Source organism: Mycoplasmopsis phocirhinis, assembly GCF_004216495.1.
Classification (GTDB): Bacteria; Bacillota_I; Bacilli_A; order Mycoplasmatales; family Metamycoplasmataceae; genus Mycoplasmopsis; species Mycoplasmopsis phocirhinis.
Map to the genome: position 1 here is coordinate 841388 of NZ_CP034841.1, position 24085 is coordinate 865472.

At 26.1% G+C, this 24085-nt stretch carries 17 protein-coding genes; 7 read left to right on the forward strand and 10 right to left on the reverse strand.

What is annotated here, in order from left to right; all coding sequences use genetic code 4:
• Positions 1-16: 16 nt before the first annotated feature.
• From EG856_RS03540 to EG856_RS03550, 3 genes are read right to left on the reverse strand one after another with little or no spacing between them, the layout of a single operon-like run.
• The gene (locus EG856_RS03540; RefSeq protein WP_130429738.1) at positions 17-1303 is read right to left on the reverse strand and encodes a glucose-6-phosphate isomerase; all 1287 of its coding nucleotides are present in this window, start codon (positions 1301-1303) and stop codon (positions 17-19) included.
• Positions 1304-1317: 14 nt separating this feature from the next.
• A complete protein-coding gene (locus EG856_RS03545) occupies positions 1318-2562 on the reverse strand; it encodes a glucose-6-phosphate isomerase (protein ID WP_130429739.1) in 1245 nt (414 codons plus the stop codon).
• Positions 2543-2908: an RNA-binding protein gene (locus tag EG856_RS03550; RefSeq protein WP_130429740.1), complete on the reverse strand. Its 366-nt coding sequence runs from the start codon at positions 2906-2908 to the stop codon at positions 2543-2545. The genes EG856_RS03545 and EG856_RS03550 overlap by 20 nt, the downstream gene beginning before the upstream one ends.
• A 206-nt stretch (positions 2909-3114) precedes the next feature.
• Here EG856_RS03550 and EG856_RS03555 point away from each other — a divergent pair, with 206 nt between their 5' ends.
• From EG856_RS03555 to EG856_RS03580, 6 genes are read left to right on the forward strand one after another with little or no spacing between them, the layout of a single operon-like run.
• Positions 3115-4752 carry a hypothetical protein gene (locus tag EG856_RS03555; protein ID WP_130429741.1) on the forward strand — a complete coding sequence of 546 codons (1638 nt, stop codon included), beginning with the start codon at positions 3115-3117 and terminating at the stop codon, positions 4750-4752.
• Between the two features lie 23 nt (positions 4753-4775).
• Positions 4776-6134, forward strand: coding sequence for a glycine--tRNA ligase (locus tag EG856_RS03560; RefSeq protein ID WP_130429742.1), 1359 nt, complete (start codon positions 4776-4778; stop codon positions 6132-6134).
• A 2-nt stretch (positions 6135-6136) separates the two neighbouring features.
• Positions 6137-8104, forward strand: coding sequence for a DNA primase (gene dnaG, locus EG856_RS03565; RefSeq protein ID WP_130429743.1), 1968 nt, complete (start codon positions 6137-6139; stop codon positions 8102-8104).
• 18 nt (positions 8105-8122) lie between these two features.
• Positions 8123-9580 (forward strand): RNA polymerase sigma factor, encoded by a 1458-nt coding sequence (locus tag EG856_RS03570; RefSeq protein ID WP_130429744.1) that lies wholly within the window; start codon positions 8123-8125, stop codon positions 9578-9580.
• Positions 9580-10350, forward strand: coding sequence for a Nif3-like dinuclear metal center hexameric protein (locus tag EG856_RS03575; protein ID WP_130429745.1), 771 nt, complete (start codon positions 9580-9582; stop codon positions 10348-10350). Before EG856_RS03570 ends, EG856_RS03575 begins: the two co-directional genes overlap by 1 nt.
• A gap of 9 nt (positions 10351-10359) precedes the next feature.
• Entirely contained in the window at positions 10360-10851 is a 492-nt protein-coding gene (locus EG856_RS03580) for a dUTP diphosphatase (RefSeq protein WP_130429746.1), read from the forward strand.
• 24 nt (positions 10852-10875) lie between these two features.
• Here the strand turns inward: EG856_RS03580 and EG856_RS03585 are convergent, their stop codons facing one another.
• Positions 10876-11685, reverse strand: coding sequence for a TIGR00282 family metallophosphoesterase (locus EG856_RS03585; protein WP_130429747.1), 810 nt, complete (start codon positions 11683-11685; stop codon positions 10876-10878).
• Between the two features lie 183 nt (positions 11686-11868).
• On the opposite strand from EG856_RS03585, the gene EG856_RS03590 reads away from it, so the two are divergent.
• Positions 11869-13056, forward strand: a complete 1188-nt coding sequence (locus EG856_RS03590) for an IS3 family transposase (RefSeq protein WP_130429748.1) — start codon at positions 11869-11871, stop codon at positions 13054-13056.
• Here the strand turns inward: EG856_RS03590 and EG856_RS03595 are convergent.
• The 6 genes from EG856_RS03595 to EG856_RS03620 all read right to left on the reverse strand — a co-directional run bounded on the left by EG856_RS03595 (position 13009) and on the right by EG856_RS03620 (position 23910).
• Positions 13009-14070, reverse strand: a complete 1062-nt coding sequence (locus EG856_RS03595) for a hypothetical protein (RefSeq protein WP_130429749.1) — start codon at positions 14068-14070, stop codon at positions 13009-13011. The two genes, EG856_RS03590 and EG856_RS03595, sit on opposite strands and share 48 nt — an antisense overlap.
• Entirely contained in the window at positions 14063-17827 is a 3765-nt protein-coding gene (locus EG856_RS03600) for an AAA domain-containing protein (protein WP_130429750.1), read from the reverse strand. The genes EG856_RS03595 and EG856_RS03600 overlap by 8 nt, the downstream gene beginning before the upstream one ends.
• 283 nt (positions 17828-18110) lie before the next feature.
• Positions 18111-20156 carry an ATP-dependent zinc metalloprotease FtsH gene (gene ftsH / locus EG856_RS03605; RefSeq protein WP_130429751.1) on the reverse strand — a complete coding sequence of 682 codons (2046 nt, stop codon included), beginning with the start codon at positions 20154-20156 and terminating at the stop codon, positions 18111-18113.
• 130 nt (positions 20157-20286) lie between these two features.
• On the reverse strand, positions 20287-21180 hold the full coding sequence (gene tilS / locus EG856_RS03610; protein ID WP_130429752.1) for a tRNA lysidine(34) synthetase TilS: 894 nt from the start codon (positions 21178-21180) through the stop codon (positions 20287-20289).
• On the reverse strand, positions 21167-21721 hold the full coding sequence (pth, locus tag EG856_RS03615; protein ID WP_130429753.1) for an aminoacyl-tRNA hydrolase: 555 nt from the start codon (positions 21719-21721) through the stop codon (positions 21167-21169). Before pth ends, tilS begins: the two co-directional genes overlap by 14 nt.
• Positions 21721-23910: an ATP-dependent DNA helicase gene (locus tag EG856_RS03620; protein ID WP_130429754.1), complete on the reverse strand. Its 2190-nt coding sequence runs from the start codon at positions 23908-23910 to the stop codon at positions 21721-21723. Before EG856_RS03620 ends, pth begins: the two co-directional genes overlap by 1 nt.
• Between the last annotated feature and the right edge of the window lie 175 nt (positions 23911-24085).

Here is a 24085-nt window from a genome sequence, read left to right on the forward strand (position 1 = left end):
CAGTAGAACTGATATTTTAAATTTCGTTTAAGGTTTTGGTCATATTGTTTTTATATACTTCAACACCTGGTTGATTAAAAGGATTAACTCCCAATAAATATGCAGACATTGTTAATGAAATCATAAAAAATTGGAATAAATAACCTAGATTAAATTCGTCCATTTTTTCAAATTCAATAATAATATTTGGTATTTTTGAAGTTTCATGATGAGCTTTAATCGTTGCATCGAATATTGCTCAATTTATTTTATGAACAGATTTTCCATCGAGGTAATTTAATTTCTCAACATCTTCGCTTTGCTTGGTTAAATAATAATTGTTATTAGGATTTTTAAGCACTAAATTAGTTTCAAATAAAATTTTAGAACCTTCTTGAATGAATTGACCAATTGAATGTAAATCTGTTGAAAATTGTGAAGAAGCAGGAAATATACCACGACCATTCTTTCCTTCACTTTCAGCAAATAATTGTTTTCATCATTCCTGGAAAAATTTTAATTTTGGCTCATAACTAATTAATAATTCTATTGAATAATGTTTTCCCATAATATATCTTGTTAAGGCGTACGAATAAGCATTGTTAACATTCAAATCTGGATTGTTATTATCTAAAACTGCTTTTTGAGCACCTTTAAGTATTTCGTCGGTATTAATGTCAGCACACATAAATGGGAATAAACCTACTGGACTTAATACGCTAAAACGCCCACCTATATCAGAAGGGATAATTAATTTTTCATACTCTTTTTTAGTAGCTAAATCATATAGTATTCCTTGTGATTTATCCGTAGTGGCCACAATTAATTCTTTAGCTCTAATGGTGCCTACTTTTGTCTCTAATAATTTTCTAAATTCACGAAATGCTATACTTGTTTCAAGTGTTTTACCACTTTTAGAGATAACATTTATTGCAAATTTTTTGTTTTCAACATAAAGTAATTGTGCTGTTAGTGAGTCTGAACTAAGTGAATTACCACTAAAAATTAATTCAATAGCATTTTTATTTGAATTATATGGACCATAAATAAATTCATAACCAGCAGCTGCTCCTAAATATGAACCACCAATGCCGATAACAACAACCACTTCAACATTCATATTTTTCCATTTTTGTGCTATTTTTTTCATTTTATTATATTCTTCAATATTAATATTGAAAGGAAGTTCATATCAACCAAGTCAATCTTTTTCAATAACATTTTTATTAATTAAAGCATTGTGAATTTTATTGATTTTATCTTGAAATTTAAGTAAATTTTGGGTATTAATTGCCTTATCAAGTTTTAAATTTATTGTTTTCATTTTTACTCCTGATTTTAGTTTAATTCAAACGGATTTTGTTTATTCAAATAAGATTCATATATTATTGACCAATACAAAAAGCAAATAAATGTACCTAAAACAGATTCATTATTTTCTGCTAAATTAATTTGAACGAGAGGGATATTTATAATTTCAGATAATGTAGTGACTATACCGTTATTACTAATATTGGTAAATTGACTAAGTCTATTTTGTTGTAATTTAGGTACTCCATCATCGAAACTTAATTCAGGCGAAATTCTATAATCATTTTTAAATTTATCAAATTTTACAAATGTCGCAAAATAAGCTGAATTCATTCCGAGAGAGTATGTTGAATATGTGTAAATATCATTAGGAAAAATTATTGAGTTTGTTCATTTGTTGTTTTTAAAATCTTTTTCATTATTCATTCGCGAATATAACGCAAAAATATCAATAAATTCTGGTGAAGAGCCAATTAATAAGTTTTGTTTGCGTTCTTTTTTTATCACTGAACAAATATAAGCGTATTGGAATGCAAAATTATTTTTGATATTTTCTGAAACAAAATCAAGTGTTGCCACGGTATAACCTTGTAGAATTTCGTTGATGTTCAAGCCTTTAATTAACATTAACAATAAATTTATTTCATTAAAAAAAGCAAAACGATGGTGCAAAATATCTGGTGTAATTAAAATGTTTTTTTCTTCTATATTTAAAAATTTAATTGTTTTTTCGGCATTTTCTCTTCCAACAAAAAAAGAATTATTTAAGGTTTTGTAATAACCAAAATTTTGCTGTACAAAATTGTAAAAAATTTTGATAAATTCAATAAATTTATTGTTGAATTTATTCATTTTGCTTAAAATAAAAGCAGTATTAGCTAAATTTATATTTTTTTTGCTATATTGAAAAAAACTAAATCAATTTTGAATTGCATCATCTTCGCAAACAAAAAAAAATTTAATTTTATGTTTAAACAAAATGTCATTTCTTAATACAAAATTATAAGCACTTTCAAAATTATTTTTAGTTCTAGTATCAGAAAAAATTATGATATTTTCACAATTATGTTTAATAACATTTTTGGCAAACTCATTCAATTCATTTGTGTTATTTAGACCAAAATTTAAAGCTAGTTCGTGAAACCCAAAATGTTCAAAACCATCAATTGTCTTAAATTTGATTTCTTTTAAAATATCAACACCTTTTTTTACTAAACTTTCGTTAGTAAAATCGGGATAGTAATTATGTGGCTTAATTGTTAATTTCGGCATTAACTACCTCATTTTCATATTTTTCTATTTCTTTGGTAATTGAATTTTTTAGTGTTTTAAATCCGTGTTTTGTTTCTTTAAGTTCTTCATTAAATGGTTTTTTGCAAAAATATGGGTGGTTTTGTTTAAAATTGCCAATTCCTGTTTGATTTTCATGATTAATTTCTTCTACGTAAAAGTTAATTTTATCCTTTAAATTAAATTCGCAAAAAAGATTCTTTCACTCAAAGTCAGTAACTAAATTTTTCGGAATTGTAAAAATATATTTTTTATTAGTTAATACCGTTAAATTATCAGCACTGATATGGATAATTTTACCAAATAAAATGTCACCTTTTTTGTTCATGATTGAATTATAAAAGAATATGTGAACTAACAAAATTTAATTATGTTTATATTGTAAAGCTCAATCAATAATTTTATTTAGCATTAAAAAAATTTATTTAGGTAGCAAAAAAAATATCATATATATTATAATTTAATATAATAAATTATATTGCCGGTCTTTTTTGTCTTTTCAAAAAAGTAAAGGAACAAACGGAAGAGGATTATATGAATAAAGACAAAAATATTTTATTAAATACTGAATATTTAACAAGATTAGAACAAAATGAAATTTATAAAGCGATACTAAATTACGATTCAAAACTTAGTGCAATTGTTCAAGCAACAAAAAAACAGACAATAAGTCAAACTGATTATTTTAGAATTAAGTCTAATTTTAACCAAGTTGAAGATTTAATTGATGATTTATTAACTATTTCGAGATTTAATTATTTAGAAGAAGTTAAGAGTTTATATGCTTCAATTGTTAATAATTTTAACCTTTTATTTACCAAATATGTGATTGATTATACAGCTTCAGATTCACCTGACACGAGAGCTTATCATAAACTAGATACTGAACAACAATTTTCTCTAACATCGTATTTGACATCATTTGTTATTGTTGAAGACAAATTCGTAATTTTTGTAGCTGTTGATAAATATCAATATCCAATATTGACTGAATTCGTTTGTTCAGAAACTGATTTTTCTTGTCCAGCTGATTGTGAAAAATCTTGTTGTTTAGTGCAAGTTCAAGCGGTTGAAAATAGCGATATGGCCGAAACACAAAACATCACAGAGGAAGATTATTCTTGTCCAACTGATTGTGAAAAAACTTGTTGTGTAACAGAAGTTCAAGCAGTTGAAAATAGCGATATAGAAACTAATACAAATGAAAACGAAACAACACCAGTAGAATTTATCGAAGAAACTAAAATAAACGAAGAAAATCTAATTCTTGATCATAGCGATGTATTGACACAAACAGAATTTAATCAATATTTAGATTTGGCTCATTACACCTCATTACCAGAAAAAGATTTATTAGATGCTTTAACTAAATATTCACACAAATTAGAGAAAATTAACACTAACTTTAAGCGTCAAACTGTTAGTCAAGCAGACTACTTCAGAACAAAGCAAAACTTAAACGATGTTCAAGAATTGGTTGATGATTTATTAACTCATGACTCATATTCATATAAGCAAGAAACGCAATTAGTCTACGATGATGTAAATCGAAACTTTGACAATATTTTAAATAATTTAGTAATTGATTATACTGCTGCTGATACACCTGATAATAATGGTTTAGCATTATTAAATATAAATGAAAACGATTTTTTAAATTACCAAACATCGTTTATTCTTCATGAAAATAAACAGGTAGTATTTAATGTTGCGAATGAATATTCGTACCCAATTTTAAGTGTTCAAAATCTTGAAACTAATTCTATAGAAGATTCTTCTGAACATGAACAACATTTAATGAACGAAATGCTAGTTGAAAATAGTGTTGTTGAGCCAATTATGGTTGATGAAGAAGTTATTGAACATCAAGATAAAACAGAAAATAATGAATTTGTGGAATTTGTTCAAAGTGAAGAAGTTCAAAATTCATGCAACAAAGAAGAGTGCGAGACAAATTGTGAGTGTGCAAGTGAGTGTGATATTACTGTTCACGAAACTCAAACATTTGTAGTTGATTCTAATAAAAAACTTAAACCATCTCGCTACTTATCAAAACCTAAAAAATTCTGGTGAATTTTATCACTTGTTGTGGTGTCATTAATTCTTGTGGTGCTATTGATTTTGGTAGGTCTACGGGCTTATGAAATAATAAATAATATAGATATTTTCTAAATTTTAAAACGAACTGAGGTTATATGCTGAATAAAGAAAAAAACATAAACACATTGATAAATCATCTAAAAACCTCAGGTTTTGTTTTTCAAGGAAGTGAAATTTATGGCGGGCTTGCAAATACTTGAGATTACGGTCCTTTAGGAGCAACTTTAAAGGATAATATCGAACAAATTTGAAAGCGTTACTTTATTCAAAGTGAAAAAAACAATTTTTTACTCGATTCAAAAATTTTAATGAACCCAGAAGTTTGAGTAACTTCAGGACATGTGATTAATTTTAATGACCCGTTGATTGAAAATAAAGTAAACGGAAAAAGATATCGTGCTGATAAATTAATTGAAGAAATAAATCCTAATATTGTTGCTGAAACAATGTCTTTTGAACAAATGAAGCAATTTTTGGTTGAAAACTTGTCCGAATATGATGGTTCAAAAACTCAATGAAGTGATATTAAAAAATTCAATTTAATGTTTGAAACCAAACAGGGTGCAACGGAAGAATCTAAAAGCAAAATTTATTTACGACCTGAAACAACACAAGGAATAATGGTCAATTTTAAAAATGTACAACGTTCTATGAGAGCTAGATTACCTATGGGGATAGGTCAAGTTGGAAAAAGTTTTAGAAATGAAGTGACTCCTGGTAATTTTATATTTAGAACACGTGAATTTGAACAAATGGAATTAGAAATTTTTACCCATCCCAACCAAGCTGATGAATTATTTCATTACTACATCCAAAAATCATTAAATTTTGTAAAAAAATTGGGTTTAAGCGATCAAAATATTCGTTTAAGGGCTCACGAACAAGATGAATTATCACATTATTCTTCTGCTACCAGTGATATTGAGTATCAATTCCCATTTGGTTGAGGTGAATTATTAGGTATAGCAAATAGAACTAATTTTGATTTAAACGCTCACCAAAATGCCACTGGTGAAAATCTTGAGTATTTAGATCCAAATACAAATGAAAAATTTATACCTTACGTAATTGAACCTTCGATGGGTTTAGACCGCTTAATGTTTGCTATTTTAATTGAAGCTTACGATGAAGAAAAATTAGAAAACGAAACTAGACTTGTAATGCGTTTTGATAAAAATATAGCTCCGTATCGCGTTGCTGTTTTGCCACTAGTTAAAAAACTCAATGAAACAGCAAATAAAATTTATCAAATGCTGCTTGATAAAGGTATTGCTGTAACTTACGATGAAACCGCTTCTATTGGCAAAAGATATCGTCGTCAAGACGCTATTGGAACTCCATATTGTTTAACTGTTGATTTTGAAACTTTAAATGATGATACACTTACATTGCGTGAGCGCGATTCAATGCAGCAAAAAAGAATTAAAATTAATGAAATTTTATTGCACATATAAATATGAATAAAAACCAAACAGAATTGCACCATTATATAATCAATAACATTGACATAGCAGATGAAATCAGTAAATACATAACTTTGTCTAAAAAAGGTCAAAGTTATGTTTGTTTATGTCCTTTTCACGATGATTCTTCGCCCTCAATGAATATTAATACAACAAAACAAATTTTTAAATGTTTTGTTTGCCAGGTTGGTGGTAACGTCATAAATTTTGTTTCAAAATATAAAAAAATTAATTATTTTGAAGCAATGAAAACTATAGCAGACGAACATAACGTTAGTTATGAAAACAACTTATTTAATAAACCAACTCAACATTATACTCAAAGTGATCTTCAAATTATTGAGTTATTAGAAAAAGTGAATGCATTTTATAAAGTTGAGTTTAAAAAAATTAAAAACTCAACTTTGAAAGAGTTTTTTACTAACCGTGATCTTAATGATGATATTTTAGAAAGATTCGACATAGGTTATGCTAATGAAAATCATTTTAACATTCTTTATGGAGACGAAATCAAAAATAATATTGATAATTTTGTTAAGTCAGGTTTATTTAATTTACAGACACAGAATTTAACATTTAAAGATCGTATTATGTTTGGCATCCGCGACAACAACGGCAGTATTGTTGGTTTTAGTGCTCGTAGTTTAATTGCTGATATTAAGCCTAAATATATAAATAGTAAAGATTCGTCAATATTTAAAAAATCTGAAATTTTATATAATTATCATCAAGCAAAAAATTATGCCGATAATAATAGTTTTATTTTAGTTGAAGGTTTTTTTGATGTTATTGCTCTTGCTAAATGTGGTATCAATAACTCTGTCGCTTTAATGGGGACTGCTTTAACATCTAATCACTTAAAATTAATTCAAAACAAAACAATTATTATATTTTTAGATGGTGATGATGCTGGCCAAAAAGCTACTTTAAAATCAGCAAAATTTCTTTTGTCTAACAACATAGACGTAAAAATTGTTCAAAATCACACGTCGCTAGACCCGGATGAAATTTTAAAAAAATTTGGCAAAGAGCATCTTTTACAAATGATCAATTCAGCTCCTGACGCGTTAGATTTTATTTTTAATTATTATAAAACGCAACACAATTTAATTGCTTATGGTAATAATTCTTTGAATAATATTAAGAACTTTGTTGTTGATTTTAACGATTATATTCAATATAGTGACACAGCAATACTAAATTATTTTTCGAACAAATTCAATGATGAATTTAAATTTAAACCCGAATTTAAAAACGACAATTTTAATAACTATCCCTCAAATTTTTCTAATTCACAAGTTTTTGATAATTTATTAGATTTAGAATTAAACGACATTGATGATTATTATTCAAATGTGAATGATTATGACTTAAATATAGCCGAAAATAACTACATTATTAATCAAAAAAACACTATTTTGCCTAGTTTTATTGACCGACTTTTTTATGTAATTATTGAACATCCGGATTTAATTAAATTGTATGTTGAAAGCGTTGAAAAAAATGGAGGTTTTAAAAATATCGGCACTCAAAAAGGACAAACGCAAAGCAAAATATACGACATCCTAGTTTCTTCTTTAAACCAAAATTTAAACGATGACAACAAAAATTATATAAGAAAAAAATCAACTCAAAACGGTATACTTGAACATGAGTATTATTCATTTAAATTAGATTTAGAAAAATATCCAAAATACACACAACAATTTAAAGATGATTTTAATGATTTGATAGTGAAAGCGATTCGTGAAAATAATAAAGACTATAAAGAATACATTACTCAAAACGCAGATATTTTTTTTAATAATACTGGCACGCAATTTTTGGATATATTCGCAAATAACATTAAACAAATCAATAAAATTAACGATGCTGATTTTATTGAAAAAATCAATAATAATACTGCTAATAATGATAAAAACGAACCATTTAAACCAATATTTGATGATTTAAATGACTAAAAACACAAAGGAGCAAAAATGCAAGACAACGAGTTAAAATCAGTTATAAAATTAATAGAAAACTATGCTAAAACTACTGAAAATAAACAATTATCCCAAAGCGATATTTTTGAATATTTAGACCAAATTAAAGTTGAAATACCAGATGAATTAATGGATGAAATGTTAGAAAATTTGCACGAAGCGGGTTTAATTTTAGATGAAGTTGACGAAGGCGATGAAGATGATATTTCTAAAGATGACATAATAGATGAAATCGATGAAAACGAAAAAGTTTTTAAAAAAGCTGATGTCATTGTTGAAGAATTTGACGATGATGATGACATTAAAAACTCAATTGATATTGACGAATTTGAGGATGAATATACTGAAGAATTTAGTTTTCACGATGATTATGAATATTCTGATGATTCGAGTTATGCCGAAGAAGATGAAGACGAAATCATTGTTAAAAAAGAAGTAAAAAACGAGAAAAAGAGCGAGAAAAAAAATACCAAAAATTTAACAGATGAAGAATTTAAAATTCAATCATATGATGATATGGATATTGACTTATCAAATGACGACACTTTAACTTCAACAAATCAACTTCGTAATAAATTAACTGAAACTAACGACATTGTTAAATGATATATGCGTTGGATAGGTAAATACGGTAAACTTTTAACAAAAGCCGAAGAAGAAAAATTGGCTTTGGAAATGGAAAAAGGTGGTTTTAGAGGTAAAAGAGCTAAAGATAAATTGATTAAAAGAAATTTACGTTTAGTTATAAATAACGCTAAAAAATATAAAAACCGCGGTCTAAGTTTTATTGATTTAATTTCAGAAGGAAATTCTGGAATTGTTAAAGCCGTAACTAAATATAACGTTGGTAAAGGGTTTAAATTTTCAACTTATGCGACTTGATGAATTCGTCAAGCAATTACAAGAGCAGTAGCAGATCAAGCTCGCACAATTCGTGTTCCAGTTCACATGGTAGAAACAATCAATAAAATAACCAAAATTGAGCGAGAATTACACCAAGAAAACGGAACTGAACCAAGTGATGAGGAAATTGCTGCTAAATTTGGTCAAGGTTATACAGCTGAAAAAGTAAGATATATTCGCAAAATTAATATCGACCCAATTTCGTTGGATAAACAAATTGGTAAAGAAAATGATTCTGCGTTTTCTGATTTTGTTAAAGATGATAGCGTAGTAAATCCAATTGATTTTGCTTCCCAAGAAGAATTAGTAGATATGCTAAATGAAACTTTAGCCGCTGCATTAGACAAAGATGAATATGTTTTAATTTGTAAACGTTATGGCGTTGGAATTGATGAAAATGGAGAAAAATATAAAGTTACACCTTTAGAGGAATTGGCTAAAGATCGTGGTGTATCTAAAGAGCGAATTCGTCAAATTGAAAACAAAATTTTAAGAAAATTAAAAAATTGTACTCGTAAAGGAAAACATTTAAAGGATTTTTTTAAATAATGCAATTACGTAAAGTTAGTAATTATTTATTGAATAAATACCCTTTAAATTTAGCTGAAATATGAGACCCGTGTGGATTTAATGTTAAATTTAATTTAAGCGAAAAAATTAAAGCTGTTGTGTGTGCGATTGATTTAACACAAGAAGTATTACAATTAGCGATTGAAAAAGAGGCTAATTTAATTATTTTACACCACCCGTTTAAATTTGCAAAAACTTGACAAGAAGAGTTTATTTTAGCACCCTATAAAAAACAAATATTAACCATTTTGAAACAAAAACGTATAAATGTATTGGCATTACACACAAATTATGACAATCATACCCAGGGTACTTCACACCAAATTGCTTCGCAATTGGGTTTAGAAGCTTTAATTTATAACCAAAACAATTTATATCCTAGCATTCTTAAATTTCCTATTTCAGTTAAACAACTACAACATTTATTTAAGCAAAAATTAAATATCACTGCTATGCGAACAAATGTGATAGATTTAGATAAAAAATTTAACAAGGTTGCAATTTTGTCTGGTTCAGGACCTTCAACATTAGCATATGAATTATGCCAAAATGATACTGAGTTGATTATTACAAGCGACATTAAATGAAACGAGTGAATTTTATATCAACAACATAATATTAAAATTTTAGAAATATCACATTTAGATGAACAAGTTTTTGCATTTGATATTGTTAATCAACTACAACAAAATTTTGCAAATTTAAATGTGTATCAATATAATTTTAAGGAACTATATCAAAATTTATAGGGAGCAATTATGGATTTTGCACATATATTTCAAATGCAAAAAAATTTAGATGAAGCAATCTCTTCACGTTCAGATTTAGAAGTTATTACCAATGAACAATGACAAGCAAAATGATTGTTAGCACTTTTGGTTGAATTTTGTGAATTTGCCAACGAAATTCAATCGTTTAAATATTGAAAAAAACATAAAAATATTAATCATGGTGCAGCGTTAGAAGAATTTGCTGATGTTTTACATTTTTTAGGCTCATATGCGTATAAACTTGATGTTAATCCCTTAATCGAACCTAAAATTGTATCTCAATGCCCTACTGCTCAATTTTTGGAAATATTTAAGGTAGCAACAATTAATAAAGATAATATTACAAAACAAATAATCTCGGAATTATTGTCTCTTTCATTAGGTTGTGCTAAATTATTAGGCTACAGTGAAGATGAAATTCTTAAGGCATATGAAATTAAAAACCAAAAAAACTTTGAACGAATTAAAAACCATTATTAAAAACTAACCGGGGTTAGTTTTTGTTTATGGATAAATGGAAATTGCTTGTATTTTATTGTTTTGTTTATCAATTGTATTAAGCTCAATTACCACTGCGTTAAATTGAGTTGCGTTTTGAGAAACTTTAAATTTAACATGTTCGGCGTAGCGCATATGGCGATAAACTTCATCGTAATTAGCGCCAATAGCACTATTATGTGGACCAACCATGCCAGCATCACTTATAAAACAAGTTCCCTTAGGTAATACACGAGCATCATTTGTTTGCACATGTGTGTGTGTGCCACACACAGCATCGACAATACCGTCTAAATATAAACCTAATATAGCTTTTTCGCTGGTTGTTTCAGCATGAAAATCTATAAAATGAAAATCAGTTTTTTGTCCATAATTAATAATATCATCAATGGCATCAAAAAAATTATCTGCGTATTCTTCGTTTCAAGGAGCTAATAATTTATTAAATGTTATCCCCATTAATGAACTTACACGTAATGTTGAATTTTTGACATTAATTACAATACTACCTTGACCAGGATATGAACTGTTAATGTTTAAAGGTCGCACTATATCTTTATTATTAATGATGTCAAAAATACTAGCTTTTGCTCATACATGATTACCTAATGTGCAAACATCAATTCCTATTTTTTTAAGTTGATAATAATCATATTCAGTAAAGCCTTTGCGTTCAGATACATTTTCACATTGAGCAATAACGACATCTATATTATATTTTATTTTTAACTCATTAATATATTTTTCAACTGTATCTATGCCGGGTTGACCGAAAATATCACCAATAAATAATATATTTATTTTTTTATTTGACATTTAACCTCAAATCTACTTTATTAGTGTACCATAAATTGATTTTTAAACATTAATTTAAACTTTAATTAAAGGTGGACAACAAAAATTAACATTGTAAAGTGTTAATTTTTTTGTATACAAACCATAGGGGTGGGGTATACCCCACCAAAAATCAAAAAAAACGAAAAATTGAAAGGACTAAATATGTCAAGACATTTAAAAATGGAGGAATTCGATTTAATCTTTGAGGTTTACCAAAAACATGGAAAATCACAAGCTATAAAAACACTTTGAAATATCTCTCCAAAAACAAAATTAGTTAAGAAAAAATATCTTGCAGTAAGAATTGCTAAAATTATTAAATATTATAATTTAGGCGTGAAAGAAAAATTATTAACTAAAAAAGGCAAAGACAGAAAACCAGGTAGCGGAAGACCTAGAAAAGAACCAGATTTTGATTGAGATATTTTTGACAGAAATGATCTAATTGAAATCGCAAAAAGATATTATGAAATAACAAACCAAAAACCCAAAAAAGAGAAAAAAGAAGAAGCTAAAAATTTAAAAATCCAATTTATTAAACTAGCATTGTTTTTTAGTCTTTGTAGACAAACCATTTCTAATGCGAAAGTTAAACAAAATACAGAAAAAACAATTCCTCATTCAAAAATTATAGTTGAAGCATTTGAAGCAAATAAAGGCAGATTTGGCAGAAAAAAGCTAAGTATTTATATATTTAATCAATATAATATACACATAAATGACAGAACTTTAGGTAGATATTTAAATCAATTAAATCTTAAATGCAAGCTAAGACAAAAAAGAAAAAGAAAAGAAATTAAAAACACAAAATGTCAAATCTTAAATACCGTTCAAAGAGATTACAACGATAGCCAAAATAGAAATATTTTCGCTACAGATGTTTCATACATAAATGCTCCAAAAGATGTACGTGAAAATCACGTATATTTATCTGCTATCATCAATCACAAAAGTAAAAAAATTGTAGGTTTTAGATTAAGCAAAAATAATAATCTAGATTTTGTTTTAGATAATATTAACGATATTCAAAACGAAAATTTTGATAAATTTATCGTTCATTCGGATCATGGTTTTCAATATACAAATCAAGAATACATTAATAAAATTATAAAATTCGGCGGGACAGTTTCAATGTCTAGAGTTGGCAATTCTTTAGATAATAGAGAAATTGAATATTGATTTGGTGTGATTAAAACTGAATTATTAAATGATTTAGATTACACAAAAATTACTTTTGATGAATTAAATGATAAAATTAAGGAATATATTTTTTGATATAACAACGAAAGAATACAATCAAATTTAGGATGAAAAACGCCACAACAAATTGCTATGGCGTTCGCTAATTAAAAATGTTAATATTTTTTGTCCATGTTTAGAATCAATTAGTATTTTTTTATCAAATATATCAAATAATTCTTTTTCGTTTTGAGTTCATGTTTTATTAATGATTTCGTTATTTAACAATACAGATAAAAATTTTTGCGAGATATTTTCATCATATATAAATTCAGTTTTTAAATTGTTTATATCAATAGTGTTGAGTATTTTTCCACATAATTTATTAATTTTTAATTCTTTTTCAACATCACTTTCTATTTGTAGATTGATTATTTTTTTTAAAAATTTTAAAGTTTCTTCGTCATTTGTATTAATCTCATTTTGGAACAAATTAAAATTAAATTCTTTATCAACTCAATTAACTTGTTCTATTTGAGGTGGTTGATTTTTTTGTTTTTTGTGAAGTTCATAATCAACAAAAACTTTGTTTTTTAAATTGGTACTATTAAAATAATTTTTTAAAGTTGAATATAAAAGTGTATGATAAGTTGTTTTAAAAAAATTTTTTGTGTCTATATATTCATAATCATCATTCTTGGTATTTTGTTGTAAATCTCTAGGAATATCTTTTATATCTTCAGTTAAATCAAGTAAATTTTTACTAAAAAGATAATTTCGTCTTTCACTTACAGATTCAAGACCAATAAAATTATCCTTATCAAACTCTTTTTCAATTATAGGATTGATTATTTTGTCGTCTTCTCCAAGTTGAGTTAAAAAAAGTTCTCCAATTTCTAAAATGCTTAAGCCTACTAGATTGTTTGATAAAATAATCTTATTGTCTAATAAATACTTAAATTCCTGTAACAAAAAATTAATTAATTTTGTTCTATTAACACCCGTAATTTTGGCCAAAAACTCTTTAACAGTCAATTCGCAATATTTGTCATAATCGTATAATAAAAAAAGAATAATAATGTTTTGAATATCATTAGATTCTTTAATTGACTTAAATTTTGCTTCAAAGGGGATTTGAAGTAATGGAACTAATAATTTTGCCTTAAAATTCTCGGATTTATTCATTATCAACCTTTCTATATACATCGTCGCGTTTAGCTATATCTAAATATTCAGCCAATATTTTTTTTGAATTATTGACTATTTTTTGACTTTTTTGATCTCAAGAAGAAACATTAAACTCTAAATTTTGTAATTCTTCAAAAGCTCCAACTAAAATTAGGTTTTCTTTGGCTCTAGAAACAGCTACATTAATGCGTTCTGCACTTTTATAAAATTCATAATTTCTTGAAGATGGATATAAAAGTTTATTGTTTTCAAATTTTCCTTTGGCTCTAACAAAATCAACTATTATAATTTCTTTTTCTCTACCTTGAAAATTATCTACAGTATCAATTTTGATATGATTAATTGTTTTATCTTTATGTTGTTTTAACTTTTCATCTCAATATTTTCTTATTATTTTATTTTGTGCTCTAGTCATTGAAATAACGCCAATTTTTTTTAAATCAAATTTTTGACCATTATAATTATTCAAAATAATGTTTTCAATGATATCGGCAATTGTTGTCGCGTTATACTCGTTAATAGCGGATTCGGTATTCTTTTTATTGTTTCATAATGTCATAGTCTGATCAAAAGCGTAACGATAATTTCTGTTTATTATTTCAGCTAGTTCTGGATCATTTTCGTTGATCATTTTACAAAAAGAATCATTTAAATAAGTAGTATCATAAACTAGAACCGACTTATTAATTTTTAAATTATTGTTAAGATAATTTACTAGATATGATCCAGATTTCTGGTTTATTGTTTTCAATTTTTCATCACCATCATAATTAACATTTACATATTTTTGGATTCCTTCGTTAAATCTATGTTGTTCATTTAAAAAAGTATAAAAATTTAAATGTTTTTGGTTATTAGAATTTCATTTAAAAGTTATAAAGTTAAAAAATGAATGTTTAGGTTCCTGATTATTTGATTTTAATTTAAGAGCATTAAACTTAAAAAATGGATGTTTAAGTTCGTTAATTAATTCTCTTATATTTTCATCCGAAAAATACCATTTAAATTTATTTTTTTCTTCCAAGTTGTAAACCTTTGGTCTTATTTCTTTAATAAGTGGAAATGAATCTAACAATTTATTTATTTCTATGTTATTAATATTTTCTTGAGTGATAGAACCTTGTTCAAAATCAAGAACTGGTGGAAGTTGGCGATAATCTCCCGCAAGCAATATTTTTTCAGAAAGCATACAAGAATTAATAATTTCTAGTGTACTACTTTTAGATACCTCGTCCACAATTGTCATATAAATTGGGTATTGTAAAAATAATTTTTTTGGTTCTAAATCAGAATTTTTTTTAGGTTTAATTATTTGTTGAGCAGTGGTAGTCAAACCAATTAAATTTATTAAATTATTTTCAAAAACATATTTTGAAAACGATTCTTCTATTTCTTTATTATTGTTATTTGTTTTTGCCTTAATTTTGGTTTGAATTATTTTTAATTTATGAATAATTTTTGCTGATATTTCTTCGATATTTTCTTTATTTTTAAATACACCAACTACATTTATATCATTTTGCTGAATAAACTCATATGTTTGTTTTAATCTAAAATTTTTCAGTATTAAATTTGATAATTCAGAAATATATTTTTCTTCTTTACCTCTTCTACGATTAATTTCCTCAAATAAGTCCTCAAAACAATACTTAATGTCGCTAATATCTTCATAACTATATTCAATCTCCAAGTTTTTAAATAAAGAATTAAAATCATATTTGTATTGACTTAAATTACTGATTTTTTCACTTAAATCATCATTACTGTTTAAAATATTTAAAAAATTTATTATTCTTTTGTTGCTTTCAATATTTTCGTTTAAGCTAACGCCATTTATAATTTTTAATTGACCAAGAATAATATTTAAATTATCTTTTTCATTTCTTTTTAAATTGTAATTTATTGCAGATAACGAAAAATTATAAAATGCATAATCTAAATCAAAAGTATTTGTTGCAACATTATTTTTTTTATCTAGATTTTCTAGTTTGTCATTTTTTTCTCTAATTGTTTTATAAAAAATAAAATTTGGATTATCTTGAGTTATTTCAGCCACTCGGTCAAAAGCATTTAAAATAGCTTCGTGTGTTGAGGACATTAACAAAACATTTTTTCTTTTGTTATTGATAATATGATAAATCAATGCACTTGCAGTTTGTGTTTTTCCTGTTCCAGGTGGGCCTTGTAAATACGAAAGACAAGGGGATAAAATAGCTTTTTTAACTGCTTCTTTTTGTTTAAGATTTAACTTAATTGATGGCGGCATATTTAGCTTGTAATCAGTAAGTGTTTGCTCATCTATTTTAAAAAATTCTGGGTCTTCTATAGATTTTGCCAATAACGGGTTTTTGTATTGTCCAGATCTAAAATTACATAAAGAATTATAAAATCTTTTATGTTTTGCGTATGTTCCATAATCTTCATCCGAAATAATAAAATTATTATTATCTTTAAATATTTTTATTAAATAATTTTCACTGTGTTCAATTTCATCTAAATTAATGGTTGTTATTTGATTTATATTTAACTTTCCTAATTCATTATCCCTTAAGTTAAATTTATAATATTTGTACTTGTTTTGTTGTTTTTCAATAGTATTCTGATATTTGTCAATAATTTTAAGATTTTGCACGTTTTTATTTTTTAAATTATCGTTTTTAGATTTCCAAAATTTGTAGCCTTGGTTTTTAGCATCGTGCTGTGCAACGCAATCATCAAGCTCACTTTTTATTTCTCTTTTCTTATTTTTTAAATCTGAAATTTCATTTTTTAATGATTCTATATCATACTCATTGTTTTCTTTGTTATTTATATTTTTCTTATCTTGATGTTGTTTTAATAGTTGTTCATTTTTTTCAATTTCTTGACTTAAGTTACTATATTTTGTTTGATAATTTTTTACTTTGTTTTCTAAGTTTTTAATTAATACTTGTTCATTTTGATTCAAATATGAAACTTCATTCTCCTTTATTTGAATTTCGTTTAATTTAATTTGTGAAGAAATTAATTCGATTCTATGTTTTAGTTCTCCTACCAAATTGAATTCTTCAAATTTAGCAATGTTACGTTTTAGAACAATTTTTTCGTCACTATCTTCAATATTATAAAAAAACAATTCGTTTTTCATATTATTAACAACATCTACAAATTCAGGATTATTTTCTTCTATTCTAGCTAAAAAATTTAGTTTAGAGGTAGCGTTTTCTTCTATTTTTAAAACAATCGGAAAAATGCTGTTTAAATTGGATTTATCATATTTTTTGCGTTGGGTAACAATATAATCTTTGTAAAAACTTCACGATTTATCTAATTTAATTTTGCCGTTTTGACTTGAAAGATTAGATTTAAAAATGTTTGAATCTTTATGAGAGTCAAATAATATAGTATTTATTAAACTGGAATTTAAATTTGTGTTTAAATTATTTTTTCCAGTTGTTAAAAATAATTTATATGCTGAACTATAATTTTTGTAACCATTTTGACTTAAATATGTTTCACTAAAATCGTTTAATATACCAATTCGAATAAATTCAAATTTTGAGTTTTTGTAATCAGTTTTAATATAAACACAACTATTTTTTTCAATTCACTTGTAATTATCTTTTAAAAAGATCATAAAAAAAATTGAATCAGAACTGGTTTCAGTTTTGTGTTGATTAAAAAATAAATCATTATTAATGATGTAAAATGAATTTATTAAAGGTTCTAATTCTTTGAAAAAATCTTCTATATTAGAAAAAGATTCATCGTTCAAATCGTGCTTAAAAAATGTATCTAAATAATCTTTAACAATATATTTGTTTTTTTTATCTTCTAAAGTGTTTATTTGTTTTAAATCACCAATTTCAATTTTCTTGTTTAGGTTAATATATATATATATATATATATATATAAGTATATTTATTTCTGTTAAAAATCATATTTTTCCTTTGATATTAAAAGTCTATCAAAAAAAATGAATAAACACGCTTAAATATTTTGTTTATTGAATCTAAACCATAAAAAAATTGACTTGTTAAGTCAATTTCTTTGTATTTTTATTCCTTAACTGAATTGCTTGCATCATTTAAAACATCATCTATAGAAAGATTTTGGATACTTACATCATCTTTTTGTGAAGCAGGAGGAAGAGTCATATTTTTAGCTATATATTCTATTTCTTCAGAAACAATAGTTTCTTTTTCTAATAAAGCAGTTTTAATCAGTTCAAGTAATTCTTTATTTTTGTTAATAACTTTAACAGCTTTGTTTTTGGCTTCAAGAACAATTTTTCTCACTTCTAAATCAATTTCTTTAGCAATTTCCGGTGAAAATGTTGATGATTTTAAATAATCTCTACCTAAAAACGGTGAACCTTCATCTGCTTCATATTGAATAGGACCTAAATCCGACATTCCTCACTCTGTAACCATTTTACGGGCAATTTTTGTTGCTTTTTGAATATCATCGCTAGCTCCGGTTGAAATATTATCAGCTCCATAAATAATCTCTTCGGCAGCGCGACCACCCATAAATGAAGTTATCATAGAAATTAATTCGTTGCGAGACATATTATATTTTTCATCTTCAGGTGTCATTAGGTTATAACCACCGGCTTGACCACGAGGAATTATAGTAATTTTTTGTACTTTATTACCCCCTGGAACTTTAATACCTACAACCGCGTGACCGGCTTCGTGGTAAGCAATCATTGTTAATTCATTTTTTGAAATAACTCTATTTTTCTTAGCCGGTCCCGCCATTACTCTATCTATTGCCTCATCAATATCTTCTAAAGTAATAACTTGATGATTTAATCTAACCGCTAATAAACTGGCTTCATTAATTACATTCTCAAGTTGCGCTCCTGAATAACCTGGTGTTCTTTTGGCAACATTAGACATTTTAACATTTGGCGAAATTCTTTTACCTTTTGCGTGTAGATTTAAAATTTCTTCACGTTCTTTAACATCTGGTAATCCCACAGTAATTTGACGATCAAAACGTCCCGGTCTAATTAAAGCTGGATCTAAAACATCAGTACGGTTTGTGGCTGCAAAAAACAATAAACCTGTGTTTTCTTTAATACCATCCATTTCAACTAGTAATTGATTTAAGGTTTGTTCTCGTTCGTCATGTCCGCCACCTAAACCTGCACCTCTGGTTCTACCTATAGCATCAAGTTCATCGATAAATATAATCGCTGGTGAATTACGACGTGCTTCAGCAACTACACTTCTTACACGTTTTGCTCCTAAACCAACATACATTTCAACAAAATTAGATGCAGAAATAAAGTAAAACGGCACATTAGCTTCACCAGCGGTTGCTTTTGCTAGTAATGTTTTACCGGTTCCTGGAGGGCCTCCTAATAAAATCCCGCGAGGCATTCTAGCTCCAGCTGTAGCGTATTTTTTAGGGTTTTTTAAATAATCAACTATTTCAGAAATCTCTTCGATAGCTTCTTTATTACCTGCTATATCGCTAAATTTTTTATCACTTTTAATTTTTGTTGCAGGATTTTTTTCCTCGCCGATAACACCCATCATGCCACCAGCACCTCTAAATAATGGTCTCATCAAAAATCAACCTATTAACAAGAATATTACTAGTGGTAATATTGACTGAATTATAATAAACAATAATGGAGTTTGAGTTGATCTTCTTGTAGAAGTAATAATTGGATCAACAAAATTAGTTCCTGCTAAATGATTTCCCGCTCTATTTAAAGCTTCAAATAAAGTAAAATTTTGATTAATCGACAATCCCGCTGCTTCTTTAAACGAAACAGGTGTATCTTTAGTTAAATCTACTAAATCGCGACCAACATTAACACTGTATTTAAATTCTTTACCTGCACGAATTAAAGAATAAATAACTTTACCTTCATAAGTTTGAACATCAATATTATTTATGTATTGATTAGGATCTTTAATTGACTGAGCTAATTGAGCATATCATTCATTAATTCCAATATTGCTAGGTGTAGGTCTGAATTTTTGAAATAACATATACCCAATTAAACCAATTGCTAAAGCAACAACAATACTAATAATAACTATTGAAGTTATACTTTTTTTAGGTTTATTTTTATTATTATTCATATGTCTCCTTTCTATCTATGTATATATTTATATATTATATATGATAATATAATTAACATCATATTCAATTAGACAAAGAAAAAACAAAAATATGCAAACAAAATTTGTAATAACTTCTCAATAATCGTATTTATTTTAAATTAAAAAATTTATTTAGCAATTTACCCGATTTCTTACGTATTTTAATGTCTTTTTTTAATAGATATGTTGAAGTTCTATTATTTGATAAATATCATTGCAAAATAGAAACAATTTTTTTTGACGATAGTTTTATATTTTCAAAAAAATTATGAATATATTTATACATTAAGCGATCTTGATGTACGGTTTTAGCAAAAAAGTCTTGGCTAAAATCAGTATTTGTTCAATTTATATATTCAATGTCAATTTTTTTGTTTTGTAAATTTAAATCGTCGTTTATTTTAATTATTTTTAAATAAAAATCTTGTTTTTGTTCTTTAGTCCAAAAAGAATTATTTTTTCGGAATTGGTTTCGCTTAAATTTAATGTCAAAATTCGACTGGTCAACACAAAACGGTATATTTTGTTCTCTAACTTTAGATAATATTTCATCTTTGAAATACTTATTAACAAAAGGACGGTAAATATTCATATTTTTCAATAAATTTGTTGATTTAATACCAAAAAAAACAGGAAACCTTTTGCTTTCTAATTGCATTTGAGCTGTTTCGATAAAATCATCTTTATGGTGTCCTAAAATCAATAAATCACAATTATATTTAAAATAAATTTGTTTAAAAAATTCATATCTTTGTTCACGAGCTCAATTTTCAAAATTACCTTTGTTTAAAGCAAAAAAACACTCAAAAACTTCTAAAATAACATTATTTTCACTACAGTATTTTTTTACGAGTTCAATTTCGGAATCGCTTTCTGTTCTTGTCTTGTAATTTACGCTCGCTACAATCAAATTTTGAGAACCGTATGTATTAATACATCAATTTAATAAAAACATCGAATCAGGTCCGCCACTAACTGCTATTAATTTCTTATTTATTTTCACTATTAAATTTTTCAATAACTGTTTTTATATCGTTAAATACAAAAGACAAAGCAGCATCGGCAGCAACAGAGCAAACTTTTTCAATGATATTCATTTCTAAAGCTGAAAAATTACTTAAAACTCAATTTTTTAACTCTATATTCATGTCTCTGCCTATTCCTATTCTTAAGCGTTTAAAATCATTGCAAGGAAAAAAATGTAAAACATTTTTAACGCCATTATGTCCGGCACTAGAACCACCAATTTTAATTGCTGCTTGACCTAATTTAAAATCTTTTTCGTCATAAATAATCATCACGTCTGAACTATCAATTTTATAAAAATTACATAAAGCGTGTATAAATTCACCTGATTTATTCATGTAGGTTGATGGTTTAGCAACTATAAAACCATCGCCAATCCCAAATTTACCATTAAATTTATCTTTATTTAATTTAATGCCTGTTTTTTCAATTAATTTATCTATAACTAAAAAGCCAGCGTTATGGCGGGTAAATTTATATTCATTTCCTATATTTCCTAGCCCTACAATAAGTTTCATTAAACACCTTCTTTCTTTAAAAATTCCTGTAACGAAGTCCGTAACTTAACGTTTTTTTGCTGTTGAATATAATAATTATATTTTTGCATGTCACCTAATAAAACTAAATTATTTTGAGCTCGTGAAACTGCAGTATATATAAGTTTTGTTTCCATCATTCGTTCAAATTCTTCTAAAACACCAAAAATAACAGACTTTGATTCAGAACCTTGGAATTTATGAACAGTAACAGCATATCCCAAAGAAATGTATTTATTAAATTGTTCTTTTTGATAAACAACTTCTTTGTAAATAAAATCAATGACAACTTTTTTGCCTTCAAACGCTTTAATATAGCCAATTTCACCATTATATACATCTAATTCATAATCATTTTCACCTTGAATCACTTTATCATTCAGATAAAAAATTTTTGGATTCTCAGCACTACCAAAATTAAAATTTTCAATCTTTTTATCAATGGAATTATTCAATTTATTTCATTTTTGTAATAATTTATTTATTTTTAAAATGCCATTGGGACTATGGTTCATTGGCAATAATACTGCAACATTATCAATTCCAAATTCTTTAACTTTTTGCTGATAAATTTCAATTAAGGATTTTTGAAAATCGTGTTTGTTAGCCTCTAAAATTTCAATTGGTTTTGATTTTTGCTCATTTTTAAATTGATTTAAATTTGTTAATTTAATACCTTCGTTGTTTTTAATACCTAAAAAATGATTTGGAATTTCTTTATTTTCAGTTCTAAAAATTTCAATTAATTTTGTCGTAGCAAAGATTTTTGAATTAACCAAATCATCTAAAATATTTCCAGGACCTATGCAAGGTAATTGATCGGCATCACCAACTAATATTAGCTTTTCAAGATTAGGTGAATTTTTAAAAATAAGGTATAAAATATCTGTATTTACCATTGAAAATTCATCAATTATCAATAATTTGTGATCTGTATTATTAGCAAGTGAACTATAAGTAGTTTTAAAAGAGTTTTCACTTATTTTAAAAAAACTATGAATAGTTTTAGCCTCAATATTCAATTTATTTTTTATATTTATCGCAGCTCTTCCAGTCGGTGTAATAACCGCCATTTCTGAGTTGCTATAAATTTTATTTTGTTTAAAATGATCAACAATCGCTTTAATAACATAAGATTTACCGGTTCCTGGAAAACCCGAAATAATAGAAATATCATTACTTATTGCTTTATCAAATGCATCTTGTTGCAGTGGTGATAATGAATTTAAAATTAAATTATTTTTGAAATTATTAGATTGATTTTTCAACGCTAATAAATTTGCGGCAATTTCTTTTTCTTTTTGACGCATTTTATAAGTTGTTAAAAGCTTAAATTTTTCATCAAAAATAATAATATTATCATTTATTAATTGTTGAATCGATTCATAAAAATCAAGTTCATTAATAGTTTCTGTTTTCAAAATAAATTTGTACAACTCGTTAATTCCAACTAGCGTACTTCCGTTATACATTAATTTTTCAATTGAAGAAAAAATTAATGCTTTTAGCCTTTCGGGCGAGTGGTGTTTTTGTAACAAAAAACCTAATTTATCTATTTCTTCAAAAACATAATCATTATGCAAAACTAGAGAATAAGGATTTTGATTTTCAAAATAATCAAGCAAATTTAAATTAGGAAAATCACTTTTTAAAACATCGTGAAGTTTTTGCAAACCATTTTTAACAAAAAAAGCATAACTTTTGTCTTTTAATTCGTCAAAATATTTTAATAATGATTCGTAAGTTGTAGTTGTTATTTTATTACGAAAAAATTCAGAATCATTTTGAAATTTTTCTGGTCAATCTTCGCCAAATTTTTCATCTAGTTTTAATATAGTTCTAGGACCAACACCTGACACAGTACGTGAAATTGATTTTTTAATTTCAAAAGATGTTTTGGGTTTACTTAATTCTAAAGAAACCAAAACTTTATTATTCCTGTAAGTAGGACTTGAATTATTAGTTAATGTCACTTTATATAAAGTCATCAATTTAATTTTTTCTTTTTTAATGTAAATTGTTATGTGCTTTCCCTCTTCGGTTTGAAAGGATGCTAACGTGTAAACTCAATCAACTTTATCACCACCAGCTAAAATTTTTTTAAATAAGCCGGTCATTTCTAAAATTTCATTATTTTTATTAAATTTATTTTGATAATACATATTTAACATTATATTAATTTTGTTTATATAAAAACTCTAATTTTTTGTTAGTTTAAAAATAACATAATTATCAACATTTTATAAACAAATTATTTTACAAGTTTTCCACAATAGTATAATTGTTAATAAAAATTGTTTGCTTTTTATTAAAATAACTTAAATTCACGTATTTTCGTTGTGGAAA